The organism is Rhodoglobus sp. G.S.4 (assembly GCF_056619605.1).
Genome location: NZ_CM152748.1, coordinates 2,815,307 through 2,827,345, shown reverse-complemented (window position 1 = coordinate 2,827,345; position 12,039 = coordinate 2,815,307). Strand labels below are relative to the sequence as shown.

14 protein-coding genes are annotated in these 12,039 nt (G+C 58.4%); 11 read left to right on the top strand and 3 right to left on the bottom strand.

The features are described 5' to 3' along the window. Positions 1-56: 56 nt before the first annotated feature. From AC061P_RS13885 to AC061P_RS13840, 10 genes are all read left to right on the top strand, one after another. Positions 57-1,205, top strand: a complete 1,149-nt coding sequence (locus AC061P_RS13885) for an AI-2E family transporter (protein ID WP_480391490.1) — start codon at positions 57-59, stop codon at positions 1,203-1,205. 133 nt (positions 1,206-1,338) lie between these two features. Further along, positions 1,339-2,310, top strand: coding sequence for a metal ABC transporter solute-binding protein, Zn/Mn family (locus tag AC061P_RS13880; RefSeq protein WP_449647836.1), 972 nt, complete (start codon positions 1,339-1,341; stop codon positions 2,308-2,310). 31 nt (positions 2,311-2,341) lie between these two features. Further along, complete coding sequence (locus AC061P_RS13875) at positions 2,342-3,142, top strand: metal ABC transporter ATP-binding protein (protein ID WP_449647835.1); 801 nt, start codon at positions 2,342-2,344, stop codon at positions 3,140-3,142. Beyond that, positions 3,139-4,044, top strand: a complete 906-nt coding sequence (locus AC061P_RS13870; protein ID WP_480391489.1) for a metal ABC transporter permease — start codon at positions 3,139-3,141, stop codon at positions 4,042-4,044. Before AC061P_RS13875 ends, AC061P_RS13870 begins: the two co-directional genes overlap by 4 nt. A 10-nt stretch (positions 4,045-4,054) precedes the next feature. Beyond that, positions 4,055-4,438 carry a Fur family transcriptional regulator gene (locus AC061P_RS13865; protein WP_449647833.1) on the top strand — a complete coding sequence of 128 codons (384 nt, stop codon included), beginning with the start codon at positions 4,055-4,057 and terminating at the stop codon, positions 4,436-4,438. Positions 4,439-4,607: 169 nt separating this feature from the next. Beyond that, positions 4,608-4,844 carry a 50S ribosomal protein L28 gene (gene rpmB, locus AC061P_RS13860; RefSeq protein ID WP_010204490.1) on the top strand — a complete coding sequence of 79 codons (237 nt, stop codon included), beginning with the start codon at positions 4,608-4,610 and terminating at the stop codon, positions 4,842-4,844. After that, positions 4,844-5,011 carry a 50S ribosomal protein L33 gene (gene rpmG, locus AC061P_RS13855; protein ID WP_009773536.1) on the top strand — a complete coding sequence of 56 codons (168 nt, stop codon included), beginning with the start codon at positions 4,844-4,846 and terminating at the stop codon, positions 5,009-5,011. Before rpmB ends, rpmG begins: the two co-directional genes overlap by 1 nt. 2 nt (positions 5,012-5,013) lie before the next feature. Next, positions 5,014-5,319 carry a 30S ribosomal protein S14 gene (rpsN, locus tag AC061P_RS13850; RefSeq protein ID WP_449647832.1) on the top strand — a complete coding sequence of 102 codons (306 nt, stop codon included), beginning with the start codon at positions 5,014-5,016 and terminating at the stop codon, positions 5,317-5,319. A 71-nt stretch (positions 5,320-5,390) separates the two neighbouring features. Then, a complete protein-coding gene (locus AC061P_RS13845) occupies positions 5,391-5,681 on the top strand; it encodes an HU family DNA-binding protein (protein WP_449647831.1) in 291 nt (96 codons plus the stop codon). Between the two features lie 156 nt (positions 5,682-5,837). Then, positions 5,838-7,769: a bifunctional copper resistance protein CopD/cytochrome c oxidase assembly protein gene (locus AC061P_RS13840; RefSeq protein ID WP_480392185.1), complete on the top strand. Its 1,932-nt coding sequence runs from the start codon at positions 5,838-5,840 to the stop codon at positions 7,767-7,769. Here the strand turns inward: AC061P_RS13840 and AC061P_RS13835 are convergent. Continuing rightward, positions 7,766-8,812 (bottom strand): hypothetical protein, encoded by a 1,047-nt coding sequence (locus AC061P_RS13835; RefSeq protein ID WP_480391488.1) that lies wholly within the window; start codon positions 8,810-8,812, stop codon positions 7,766-7,768. The two genes, AC061P_RS13840 and AC061P_RS13835, sit on opposite strands and share 4 nt — an antisense overlap. Before the next feature lie 95 nt (positions 8,813-8,907). On the opposite strand from AC061P_RS13835, the gene AC061P_RS13830 reads away from it, so the two are divergent. After that, on the top strand, positions 8,908-10,206 hold the full coding sequence (locus AC061P_RS13830) for an ATP-dependent DNA helicase (RefSeq protein ID WP_449647829.1): 1,299 nt from the start codon (positions 8,908-8,910) through the stop codon (positions 10,204-10,206). Positions 10,207-10,245: 39 nt separating this feature from the next. Here the strand turns inward: AC061P_RS13830 and AC061P_RS13825 are convergent, their stop codons facing one another. Beyond that, entirely contained in the window at positions 10,246-11,142 is an 897-nt protein-coding gene (locus tag AC061P_RS13825) for a carbohydrate ABC transporter permease (RefSeq protein WP_480391487.1), read from the bottom strand. Beyond that, positions 11,139-12,020 carry a carbohydrate ABC transporter permease gene (locus AC061P_RS13820; protein ID WP_449647827.1) on the bottom strand — a complete coding sequence of 294 codons (882 nt, stop codon included), beginning with the start codon at positions 12,018-12,020 and terminating at the stop codon, positions 11,139-11,141. The genes AC061P_RS13825 and AC061P_RS13820 overlap by 4 nt, the downstream gene beginning before the upstream one ends. Positions 12,021-12,039: the final 19 nt, after the last annotated feature.

Genomic DNA, 12,039 nt, shown 5'->3' with positions numbered 1-12,039 from the left:
TCAAACCGCTCGTGTTGCGCGGATGCTCGTGAGGGGCGTGCGACTATTCTGGCGGCATGAGCAAGTCGAAAAGTTTGTCAGGTTCCGAGCGCAACGCTGATTCTGAGCGCACTGGTCTGCACTCCATGTGGACGGACCGTCTTGGTGCGTGGTCAACGAGGGCGCTGCAGGTGTTGCTACTGCTCACGCTGGCGTCGGTGACCATCTTTGGATTGACCCAGCTGAAGCTCGTTGTTATTCCGGTGCTGATTGCGTTGATTCTTGCTGCGGCTGCGAGTCCGCTGGTGATGTGGATGCGGCGGCGTGGGGTTGGGCGGATGCTCTCCACCTGGATCACTTTGCTTGGCGGAATTCTGGTGCTCGGCGGTCTCATCACGGTTGTTGTGTTTGCCGTGCGTGACCAATGGTCTGAGCTTGCGACCTCTGCGACGGATGGGTTCGATCAGCTCAAGGAGTTTGCACTCCACGGGCCGTTCCCCATTGATCAAAATGCTCTTGACGAGGCGTGGAACGCAATTCTTGATTTCTTCACGAGCGCATCCTTTGGTCTCGGTGCGATTCAGGGGGTGTCTGCTGCAGCTCAGGTTGTGACCGGACTGCTTCTCGGCGTTGTCATCCTGTTCTTCTTCCTCAAAGATGGCGACAACATTTGGGAGTTCTTCTTGCGGCCCACGCACGGTGTACGCCGTGAGCGCGGGCACCGCATTGGACGCACAGCCGTAACCACTCTCGGCGGCTATGTTCGCGGAACCGCCATCATCGCCGCGGTAGACGCTGTAGGAATTGGTGCGGGATTGCTGATTCTGCAGGTGCCGCTGGCTCTCCCGCTTGCCGTGATCGTGTTTCTTGGTGCTTTCATCCCTCTGGTCGGCGCAACCGTTGCCGGCATTCTGGCCGCCCTCGTCGCGTTGGTGACGAATGGGTGGGTTGTTGCCCTGATAGTTCTCGGCATCGTGGTGCTCGTCAACCAGCTGGAGGGCAACCTGCTTCAGCCCATTGTCATGGCACAGTCTTTGAGCATCCACCCCTTGGTCATTTTGGTGGCATTGACGGTAGGAACTGTTCTCGGCGGGATCGTTGGTGCGGTGCTCTCGGTGCCGATTGCGGCCGTTGGTTGGTCGATCATCAAGACGTGGAATGAATCGGGTGATGTTCCGGCGGATGCGCTCGAAGAGTCGGAGGAGCCGGCCGTCGAGTCGTCCTAATGGGATGTGAATGATCTGAGCGCCAATTCTTGTGCGGGGCTGGGTTCGATTCGCGGTGGCAGACCGTGGCGTATATGCTATTGATAACGAATCTCATTACCGCTACTAGCTTCGGCTTTAGAAGGACACTCAGATGTCTCGCTTGACCTCTCCTCGATCGCTCACCCTCACCGCAAGTGCCGTGCTGGCGGTCTCCGCTCTCACTCTCTCCGCTTGCTCATCAACCACCCCCGTCGCCGACGATGGATTGATCGCCGTTGTGGCGTCAACCAGTGTTTACGGCAACCTCGTCGCTACGCTCGGCGGCGACGCCGTGTCTGTCACAAGCTTGGTCGACGGCGTAGCGCAAGATCCGCACAGTTACGAAGCCTCAGCCCGTGACCAGCTCGCAGTGTCTCGTGCGGAACTCGTCGTACTCAACGGTGGTGGCTACGACCCATTCGCTGAAGCGCTGTACGAAGCTGCCGGGGCATCCGCAATTCTGGTCACCGCCGTTGATGCTTCTGGACTCCTCGAAGATGATCCAGAACACGACGAATCGAAAGACCACTCCACCGATGACGGCCACGACCACATCGAGGGTTTCAACGAACACGTCTGGTACAGCTTCCACGCGATGGAGCACATCGCCGAGCACATCACCGAGGAATTGACCGCGATCGACCCGGCCTCCAGCGATCAATTCGACACCAACCTCGCGGCCTTCCTCGCCGAGCTTGCCAGTCTCGAAACGCAGACAGAACAAATCGCAGCGTTGGCCGCTGACCGCAGCGTCGTCGTCACGGAACCGGTAGCGGTGTACCTGCTCGAGGCGGCCGGGCTTCACAATGACACCCCAACGGAATTCACTGAAGCGATCGAAGAAGGCACAGACGTTCCACCAACCGCGTTGCGCGATGTGCTTGCTCTCCTCGAATCAGGCGACGTCGCCCTGCTGGCCTACAACGAACAAACAGCCAGCCCCGAAACCGAACGCGTGCAATTGTCTGCCGTTGAGGCCGGACTCCCGGTGGTGTCGTTTACCGAGACGCTGCCAGAAGGCTCAAACTATGTCGAATGGATGTCGTCAAACCTCGATGCGCTCGCAGCAGCACTTGCCGAATGACTCCGCTAATCTACGCAACCCCGGTGCCCAAATGACAGCGGCGCCCGTTCTCAGCATCCGTGGTGGTGCACTCGGCTTCGGCGACCGCACACTGTGGTCAGGACTCAATCTGGACGTTGCACCTGGCGAGTTTGTGGCGGTGCTTGGGTCAAACGGTTCGGGAAAGTCGAGCCTGCTGAAGGCAATTCTGGGGCAGCAAAAACTTGATGCCGGCACGATAACGGTTGCCGGGCATCCGGCTCGCCGTGGTGATCGCTGTATTGGGTACATTCCGCAGCAGAAACTTGCGGCGCCGGGTACTCCCCTTCGCGGTCGCGACCTGGTGACACTCGGTGTTAATGGTCACCGCTTTGGGGTGCCGACCCTCCCCCGCAGTGTGCGGTCTCGAGTCGATGAGCTGATCGCGTCGGTTGGTGCCACTGATTATGCGAGCCAACCGATTGGTTCGCTGTCGGGTGGAGAGCAGCAACGTTTGCGAGTCGCGCAATCCCTCGCCGATGATCCGGTGTTGTTGTTGTGTGATGAACCGCTGCTGAGTCTTGATCTGCAGCATCAGCGTGGAGTTTCTGAGCTCATCGATGCTCGTCGTCGTGATCATGACACTGCGGTGATCTTTGTCACGCACGATGTGAATCCGGTGCTGGGCATGGTCGATCGCATCCTGTACTTGGCTGGTGGCAAATTTACGGTCGGCACCCCTGATGAGGTGCTGCGCAGCGATGTTTTGACTGAGCTTTATGGCACCCCCGTGGAGGTGGTTCGCATTAGTGGTCGCGTTGTCGTTGCTGGCATTCCTCAGGGCGATCACCACCACGATGAGGAGGTTGCATGACCTTCGACGATTTCTGGAGCCAGATTGCTGGCTTCACTGACTATTCAGAACTCCTCTCCCTTGTTCGGTTTTCGCTGATCGCTGCGGCCGTGCTTGGTATTGCTGGTGGGCTCATCGGTGTGTTTGTGATGCAGCGCGACATGGCGTTTGCGGTGCACGGCATCAGTGAACTCTCGTTCGCGGGTGCAGCCGCTGCCCTACTGTTTGGGGTCAATGTTGTTGCCGGGTCGATTGCAGGCTCGCTGATTGCCGCGATTCTGATCGGGATGCTCGGGGCGAAGGCTCGCGACCGAAACTCCATTATTGGTGTGCTCATGCCGTTCGGGATGGGTCTTGGCATCCTGTTCTTGGCGCTCTACCCCGGACGAAGCGCCAACAAGTTTGGCCTCCTCACCGGCCAAATCATTACGGTTGACGGCCCGCAACTTGGCTTGCTCATTGGGATCAGTGTTGTTGTCTTGGCTGCACTGTTTGTGGTGTGGCGACCGCTCACCTTCGACAGCCTCGACCCCGAAGTTGCGGCAGCGCGTGGCGTTCCTTCGCGGATGCTCTCGCTGGGGTTCATGGTGCTGCTCGGTCTGATGGTTGCTGTTGCGGTGCAAATCATCGGTGCGTTGCTTGTGATGGCTTTGCTCGTGACGCCGGCGGCAGCCGCAATGCGCGTGTCGTCGTCGCCGCGCCTGGTTCCTGTGCTCAGCATGATTTTCGGATTCGTCTCTGCAACCGGCGGTGTTTTGTTGGCGATTGGCGGCTCGCTGCCGATCAGTCCGTACATCACGACTATCTCTTTTGTGATCTACCTGGTGTGTCGCGTTATTGGGGCTCGGCGGGGTCGTGGGCGCAGCGTGAGCCGGGCATCCAGAGCGCCGATTTTCGCTTTTGGCGGGGCAGGCAAAAGTTAGAATGGCAACCATGAAACGCAATACGTGGCAGCGAGAAGCGGTGCGGGATGCTCTGACCGAGTCAGAGGGTTTTGTGAGCGCTCAGTCGCTACACGGTGCGCTCCGCGATGCCGGTAGCTCGATCGGCCTGGCCACTGTCTACCGTGCGCTCGCTGACCTTGCCGGAGCCGGTGATGCTGACTCGCTTCAGCAAGACGGCGAAAGCCTCTTTCGGGCCTGCACGCCCGACTCTCACCACCACCACCTCATTTGTCGCGAGTGCGGAACAACCGTCGAAATCAAGGCGGATGCGGTGGAACAGTGGGCTAAGAATGTGGCCGCAGAGCATGGCTTTACCCAGCCGCATCACATCGTGGACGTCTTCGGGTTGTGCCCAGCGTGCTCTAGCACGTAACATATACCGTTGATCGAGTGGTTTCTTCCACTCTCGCACACACATCCCACCCTGATTAGAGCGGTGCTTTTTTACTAAAGCGCGGCTGTGAGCAGAATGCAGTGTGTGTGCCGACAAGTGATCTTGGGTAAGGCTTAGTCCTTACGGTAACTAGAACAGGAGTATGACCATGGCAGCAACCTGCCAAGTGACCGGCGCCATTCCCGGCTTCGGACACGCTATCTCGCACTCGCACCGTCGCACGAAGCGTCGTTTCGACCCGAACATCCAGAAGAAGACGTACTACGTACCGTCGCTTCGCCGCAAAGTAACCCTTCAGTTGTCCGCCAAGGGCATCAAGGTTATTGACGCTCGTGGCATCGAATCCGTTGTCAAGGACCTCCTTGCACGTGGGGAGAAAATCTAATGGCTAAGGCACAGGACGTACGTCCGATCATCAAGCTCCGTTCAACTGCTGGAACGGGCTACACCTATGTGACGCGCAAGAACCGTCGCAACAACCCCGACCGCCTCGTACTGAAGAAGTACGACCCAGTGGTTCGCAAGCACGTTGAATTCCGCGAGGAGCGCTAAACATGGCTAAGAAGAGCAAGATTGCAAAGAACGAACAGCGCAAGGTCATCGTTGCGCGTTACGCTACCCGTCGTCTCGAGCTGAAGAAGGCTCTCGTCGACCCAGCAGGAACTGACGAGTCACGCGAGGCTGCACGCCTCGGACTTCAGAAGCTTCCTCGCGATGCTTCGCCGATCCGCGTACGCGGTCGCGATGCCATTGATGGACGTCCCCGTGGATACCTCAAGCAGTTCGGTGTTTCCCGTGTTCGCTTCCGTGAAATGGCTCACCGGGGCGAGTTGCCCGGAATTACCAAGTCAAGCTGGTAGATTCCAAGCGGTTCCAACGTTTTCTAACGTTCGGGAACAACTAACTGCACAACGTCCCGAGGAGGACCACTATGGCTGACAAGTCGCTAAACCGTACTGAATTCGTAGCGGCGGTTGCCGCACAGTCTGGCCAGAGCCAGGCTGCCGTATCCGGCGTCGTTGACGCTTTCTTCGCTGTACTGTCCGAATCGGTCGGCAACGGAGTTAAGGTTTCGATCCCAGGTTGGATGGCTGCAGAGCAGACGTTCCGCGAGGCTCGTACCGGCCGCAACCCACAGACGGGTGAAGCAATCCAGATCAAGGCCAGCCACGGCGTAAAGCTCAGTGCAGGCAGCAAGCTCAAGGCAGCAGCCAAGGGCTAAGTAGCAAACTTAACAAGGGCGGCATCCTTCGGGGTTCCGCCCTTGTTGGTTAACGCCGCAATTGTTGGTTAGCGTCCCAGCATCGTGGGCTGGCTCTCATTGTGCGCCGAGTACTCTTGACTAGTGCTTAGAATCAGCCGGATTGCCGGGCCCGCCATGCTGCTGCTGGTCGCCTTCGCCGCAGTTGTTGTCGGTCTCCGGTTCGGTGGTGGAGCTGAGGCACCAATCTTGCTCGATCCCGGCGCCGTCGTTCGGTGGGGACTCCCGATCTCCAAGCTTTTCGTCAATCTTGGTCTTGCGGCCACTATTGGTGGGCTCATGCTCGCGATTTTTGCCATGTCTCCGAAGCGCGATGAGTTCACGCTCACTCTTGACGTTGCCGCAGCGGGCGCAGCTCTGTGGGCCGTGGCATCCGCTTTCACGGGATTCTTCACGTTTCTGGCGGTGCGCAACCAACCCATTGACTTCACAAGCGCCTTTGGTGACGTTCTCGCGAGCTTTCTGACCGTAACTGAGTTAGGCCAAGCCTGGCTCGCAACCGTGCTGATAGGCGCTGCGGTGACAGTGTTGTGCTTCGCGGTGCGCAACCAGACCGTGCTTGCCTTCGTGTTGGTGCTCGCAGTTGCCGGGCTTGTGCCCATGGCGCTTCAGGGCCACAGTGGCGGAACAGCCGACCACGATGCCGCCACGAGTGCAATTTTCTTGCACCTCGTGTTCGCTGCACTCTGGCTTGGCGGCCTTCTCACGATCGCCATTGCGCAATCGAAGCTCACCAAGAACCGACTGACGCTTGTCTTGCGTCGCTATTCAACGGTTGCCCTCATCAGCTTCATCGTTGTGGCAGTCTCCGGCTATGTGAGCGCCGAGATCCGCGTCGAGAACCTCGGCAACCTATTGACGCCCTACGGCCTCCTCGTTCTCGTCAAAGTCTTCGCCCTGATCATGCTCGGCCTGTTTGGTGCCGTCTATCGCAACTATGCGATTGGTCGACTCGAATCGAATCAGACCAAGAGTCGAGGATGGTTCTGGTGGATTGTCTCCGCCGAGCTGGCGTTCATGGGACTTGCATCCGGTGCGGCTGCCGCTCTAGCAGCGACGCCCACCCCGGTTCCTGAGATCGAGGCGTCGGATCTTCCCGACTCCTCCCCCGCCGCCTACCTCACTGGCTCTCCATTGCCGCCGACGGTGTCTGCAAGCAACCTCTTCAGCCTCTGGAGCTTCGACCTCATTTGGGTGCTCATTTGTGCCTTCGCGGTCTTCTTCTACCTCGCGGGCGTCTGGCGACTCCACAAACGTGGTGACCGTTGGCCGATCTACCGCACCGTGTTCTGGATTATGGGCATGTTGTTGCTGTTTTACATCACCAACGGTGGTGTGAACGTCTACGAGGGCTACCTGTTCTCGATGCACATGCTCGGTCACATGACGTTGGGCATGATGATCCCCGTGCTTCTTGTTCCCGGCGCTCCCATCACCCTCGCGATGCGTGCCATTGCTCAACGTACCGATGGCAGTCGCGGCGCGCGTGAGTGGATTCTGCTCATCGTGCACTCCCGCTATCTGGCTGTCATCGGGCATCCGGTGGTGGCAGCGGCCATTTTTGTGGTCTCACTGTGGGTCTTTTACTACACGCCGCTGTTCCGCTGGGCAACTACGGACCACGTGGGTCACGAGTGGATGATCATCCACTTCTTGGGATCTGGTTACCTGTTTGTGCAGTCACTCATTGGCACAGACCCATCGCCCCATCGCCCCGCCTACCCCATTCGGCTTCTCATTCTGTTGGCCACTATGGCTTTCCACGCCTTCTTCGGGCTTGGCCTGATGACAGGAACCGGGCTTCTGCTGGCTGACTGGTATGGGGCTATGGGGTGGGATACGGGCGTTAGTGCGCTCCAAGACCAACGCATTGGCGGTGGCATTGCGTGGAGCGTCGGAGAGATCCCGACAATCTCGCTGGCAATCGCGGTGGCCATCATGTGGAGACGCAGCGATGGCCGCGCGTCTGTGCGCTATGACCGCAAAGCCGCACGTGACGGGGATGCCGAACTCGACGCCTACAACGAGATGCTGGCCAACCGACGCTAGTTGGGGTACTGGGCCGTGATCAGCAACTTGTCATTCGGCAAGAACGTCACGAGATAGCTCGCACTGAAGCTCACGTCTTGGTCGAAGGTCGAAACGGAGCCATCAAAAATCGAGCGCACATCGACGCGCAAGTGGGCTGCGGCATCCGTGGGAGGCATCAACCAGCTCGACGGCTCCGATCCGGGCGTGAGAGATACGGGCGGATATTCGGCGATGCTCCACTCCGGTGTGGTCACAATGCGGTTGGACATGGGCTGCCCGAATGGGCATCCGGTCGGAAGCAAGACCACCTGAGTCGCACACTCGTCGAGATATCCATCGACTTCGCGCTGAACCTGCGCAATCATCGCCTTGTTTGCCACGACATCCAGTCGAGCCCGCACGGTGCTGCCCGGCTCCGTGGCGGAAACAACGATCGATTCTGCCGTGAGGAATTTCGAGGTGTGGGTGATGTCGAAACTGCTCGGAGTCAACACAACGTAGGGAGACGGCGCATCCGGTGATGCTGCAACGAAGTCGGTGCCGTTGGCGGTGAACTCTTGAGAATTCAGAACCGTGAGCCGAACGATTGTGAGCGGAGGGGTAACGAAGTCCCACTCGGCGAAGACACCAAAGTTAGTTCCCGCCCGGGTCACAGCGAAAGTCGACTCTGCTGCTCGGCCGTCTAACTCAAAGCTGAAAGTGACCGTCTGGGTGCCGTCGGCGTTGGCCTTACTGTCAACCATCTCGATGTTTTCGAGAGTGCTGAGCGCTGAAGGACGCAGCAAATCGTGCGAACCAGCAAGCAACAGAGAGCCAGCACCGGTCGTATCAATGGGCGTTGCCCCAGAACCATCGTCGGATGCCGCACCATGCTCTTCAGGCACGTAGATGTCAGCAATGTCGAGTGCCGCGGTCATGTCATGGCGAGCGAGAGCGCCGAGATAACTGCGGACGAAACCCTGCGAACTGTAGATCGTCGAATTCAGGACGACAACGGTGATCGCGAAGGCAGTAATGATCAGCCCGAGAACGATCGACCAGGTAACAAGCTCGCGACGCATTAACACATCCTAAACGGCTCGGGAGAAAGATATCCGACCCCACCAAAGTGTTGCTGAAGGTGGGGAGCCGTCACCAGCAGCATTAGGGTGATTGCGTGTCAAAAATCACCCTGTCGCCAGAGCAAGCAGCCGTTTTCGCTGCAATCGAAACGACGAGCGAAAACCTCTTTGTTACGGGGCGCGCTGGCACCGGGAAATCGACCCTGCTCAATCATCTCTCAGAGAACACGTCGAAGCAGATCGTGATCTGTGCGCCGACCGGAGTTGCGGCGCTCAATGTTGGTGGCCAGACGATCCATTCGCTGTTCCGCTTACCCATTGGGGTTATCGCCGATCACGAGCTCGAGCAGAATCCTCAATTGCGCAAGCTACTCAACACGATAGAAACCCTCGTGATCGATGAGGTCTCGATGGTCAACGCAGACCTGCTAGACGCAATAGACCGCAGCCTGCGTCAGGCCCGCCAACGCAAAAATGAACCATTCGGTGGCGTGCAAGTCGTGCTTTTCGGGGATCCGTATCAGCTAGCGCCGGTTCCCGGTGATCCGGATGAGCGAGCCTACTTCGAAGATCGCTACCGATCGATGTGGTTCTTCGATGCCCTCGTGTGGGAACAGACCGATCTGACGATTTATGAACTGACGAGCATCCACCGCCAGCACGAAGGTGAATTCAAGTACATGTTGAACGCCGTGCGCCATAACGGCGTGACGGCAGAGATTGCTGAACGACTAAATACGGTCGGTGCGCGGCCTGCTCCGACCGACGGAACGATCACGCTTGCGACAACGAACAGTGCGGTCACCCGGATTAATGCCACAGAACTTGCACGCCTGCCCGGCAAAGTTCTCACGGCGAAAGCAGAGATCTCTGGCGAGTTTGGTGGACGTGCCTATCCCGCCGATGACGCGCTCGACCTCAAGGTTGGTGCTCAAGTCATGTTCTTGCGCAACGACACCAACGAGGGCGGAACCCAGCGTTGGGTGAACGGAAGCGTTGGCACAGTGACCAAGATTGCGTCAACGGTCTGGGTGGAGGTCGACGGTCGCGAGTACGAAGTGAAGCCGGCGATTTGGGAAAAGTTTAAGTACTCGTACTCTGCGAGAACGAAAGCGCTGCGCAAAGATGTCGTTGCCGAGTTCACCCAGTTTCCGCTGCGACTCGCGTGGGCCGTCACGATTCACAAATCACAGGGCAAAACCTATGACAGCGCCATCGTCGACCTCGGATCGCGCTCGTTTGCTCCGGGCCAAACCTACGTGGCGCTGAGTCGAATCAGCAGTCTAGAAGGCCTCTATTTGAGTCGACCGCTGCGACCGAGTGACATCATCGTTGACGACAACGTTGTGCGCTTCATGTCACGAACGCAACCCATTCCCGCTATCGAGGCCTAACGATGCGGACGCCCCGCTGTCGGCGGACGGTGGCGAGGGCTACTTGACGCTTCCGGCCGTGATGCCTTCGACGATCTGCTTGTTGAAGACGATATAGATCACGATCATTGGCAGCGTCACTATCGAGAGTGCGGAAAACAGCAAACCGTAGTCGGTTACATACCGGCTGGAGAATGCCAGCAAGCCGGTGGGGATTGTCTTGAGCGCATCATCCTGGATATAGAGCAGGGCGAGGAGGAACTCGTTCCAGCTGGCGAGCGCAGAAAAGATGGCAACGGTGGCGAGTCCCGGACGCAACAGCGGCAACGCGATTGATCCGAAGACGCGAAGGTCGCTGGCGCCATCGATGCGGGCAGCCTCAAAGAGTTCGTCGGGCACCGCATCCAGATAGACCTTGAGCAGGTAGACCGCGAGCGGGAGCCCCATGGCGGTGTAGGGGATGATGAGAGCCCAGCGGGTGTCGGTGATGGCGAGTTGGGTGAACATCGTTGACTGCGCGATGAAGTACGACTGCAACGGTAACAGCAACCCGAGTGCGAGTAACCCCATTAGAAGGTTACGACCGCGGAAGCGATAGCGGCTAAAAGCGAAGGCCGCCGCAGCACCAAACAGCAGGATGCCGAGCACTGATACTCCCGTGACTATTGCACTGTTGAGCGCGTACTGCCCGATGTGGCCGATCTGCCAGGCCTCGACCCAGCGGCCGAAGTCAATCTCCGTCGGGAGGGCAAAAGGAGTGGAGAAAATGGCCGAGTTCGACTTGAAGCTAGAGAACACCATCCAAAGCATGGGAAAGAAGAAGACAACGGCGATAACGATGAGCGACAGAGTGAAGAGCAGGTCGGGTACGCGCCCCAGCGGCTTCGGCCAGCGGGAGTCACGGACCCGCTTGGAGTTCTCCTGCCGCGCTTCAGTCACACGGATGTCGGTGCTCACGCGCTCACCCTTTCAGGCTTCTCGCGGTTGACCCTCGTAAAGACGAGCCCTAGCGCCACGACGACCGCGGTAAGAACGACAGCCATTGCGGATCCGTAGCCAACATTCCCGAAAGTGAATACAGACTTGACTAGATAGGTCGTCGGGATCTCCGTCGCACCGTAAGGGCCACCATTCGTCATGACATAGAAAAGATCGAAGCCCTGAAAACCACCCGTGATGCACAACAGAAGCGCCACGGTGATGGCGTTGCGGATCATCGGTACCTTGATGCGACGAAAGAGTTGCCACTCGTCGGCACCATCCAAGCGTGCCGCCTCGATCACTTCGGTCGGCACTTGGTTGAAGGCGGCATAAAAGATCGTCATATAGAAACCGGCATATACCCAGCCGGAGACGACGCTCACAGCGAGGAGAGCCGTTGCCGGGTCCCCAAGCCACACGCGTTGCAGGTCATCGAGGCCGAAATTCACGAGGGCCGCATTCAGCAGACCAAAGTCGTTGTTGTATACGAAAGCCCACAACACGGCGACAACCACCATAGGGAGCATGACAGGAGTAAAAATTGCGACCCGGAACCACAGCGATCCCCGCCGCTTCACGCTCACCAGGCCAGCGAGCACAAGCCCAACGATGACCTCGAGCACGATTGTTGCCGCAATGTAAATCAGGACGTGCACGAAAGAATCTCGAAAGACAGAATCATTCGCGGCCTTGATGTAGTTATCGATACCGACGAACACCATCGTGCCGTAGCCGTTCCACTCCGTGAAACTGTAGGCGAACGTCATCACCACAGGAAAGAGCACCGCGAAACCAAAGACAGCCATGGCGGGCACCAAGAACAGGTACGGGGTGACCCTGCGGTTGGGCTTCATGGACTCGGTGCCTCTCGGG

Coding starts and splice junctions, on each gene's coding strand:
- AC061P_RS13885 (WP_480391490.1), top strand. CDS start 57: ATGAGCAAGTCGAAAAGTTTGTCAGGTTCCGAGCGCAACGCTGATTCT.
- AC061P_RS13880 (WP_449647836.1), top strand. CDS start 1,339: ATGTCTCGCTTGACCTCTCCTCGATCGCTCACCCTCACCGCAAGTGCC.
- AC061P_RS13875 (WP_449647835.1), top strand. CDS start 2,342: ATGACAGCGGCGCCCGTTCTCAGCATCCGTGGTGGTGCACTCGGCTTC.
- AC061P_RS13870 (WP_480391489.1), top strand. CDS start 3,139: ATGACCTTCGACGATTTCTGGAGCCAGATTGCTGGCTTCACTGACTAT.
- AC061P_RS13865 (WP_449647833.1), top strand. CDS start 4,055: ATGAAACGCAATACGTGGCAGCGAGAAGCGGTGCGGGATGCTCTGACC.
- rpmB (WP_010204490.1), top strand. CDS start 4,608: ATGGCAGCAACCTGCCAAGTGACCGGCGCCATTCCCGGCTTCGGACAC.
- rpmG (WP_009773536.1), top strand. CDS start 4,844: ATGGCTAAGGCACAGGACGTACGTCCGATCATCAAGCTCCGTTCAACT.
- rpsN (WP_449647832.1), top strand. CDS start 5,014: ATGGCTAAGAAGAGCAAGATTGCAAAGAACGAACAGCGCAAGGTCATC.
- AC061P_RS13845 (WP_449647831.1), top strand. CDS start 5,391: ATGGCTGACAAGTCGCTAAACCGTACTGAATTCGTAGCGGCGGTTGCC.
- AC061P_RS13840 (WP_480392185.1), top strand. CDS start 5,838: ATGCTGCTGCTGGTCGCCTTCGCCGCAGTTGTTGTCGGTCTCCGGTTC.
- AC061P_RS13835 (WP_480391488.1), bottom strand. CDS start 8,812: ATGCGTCGCGAGCTTGTTACCTGGTCGATCGTTCTCGGGCTGATCATT.
- AC061P_RS13820 (WP_449647827.1), bottom strand. CDS start 12,020: ATGAAGCCCAACCGCAGGGTCACCCCGTACCTGTTCTTGGTGCCCGCC.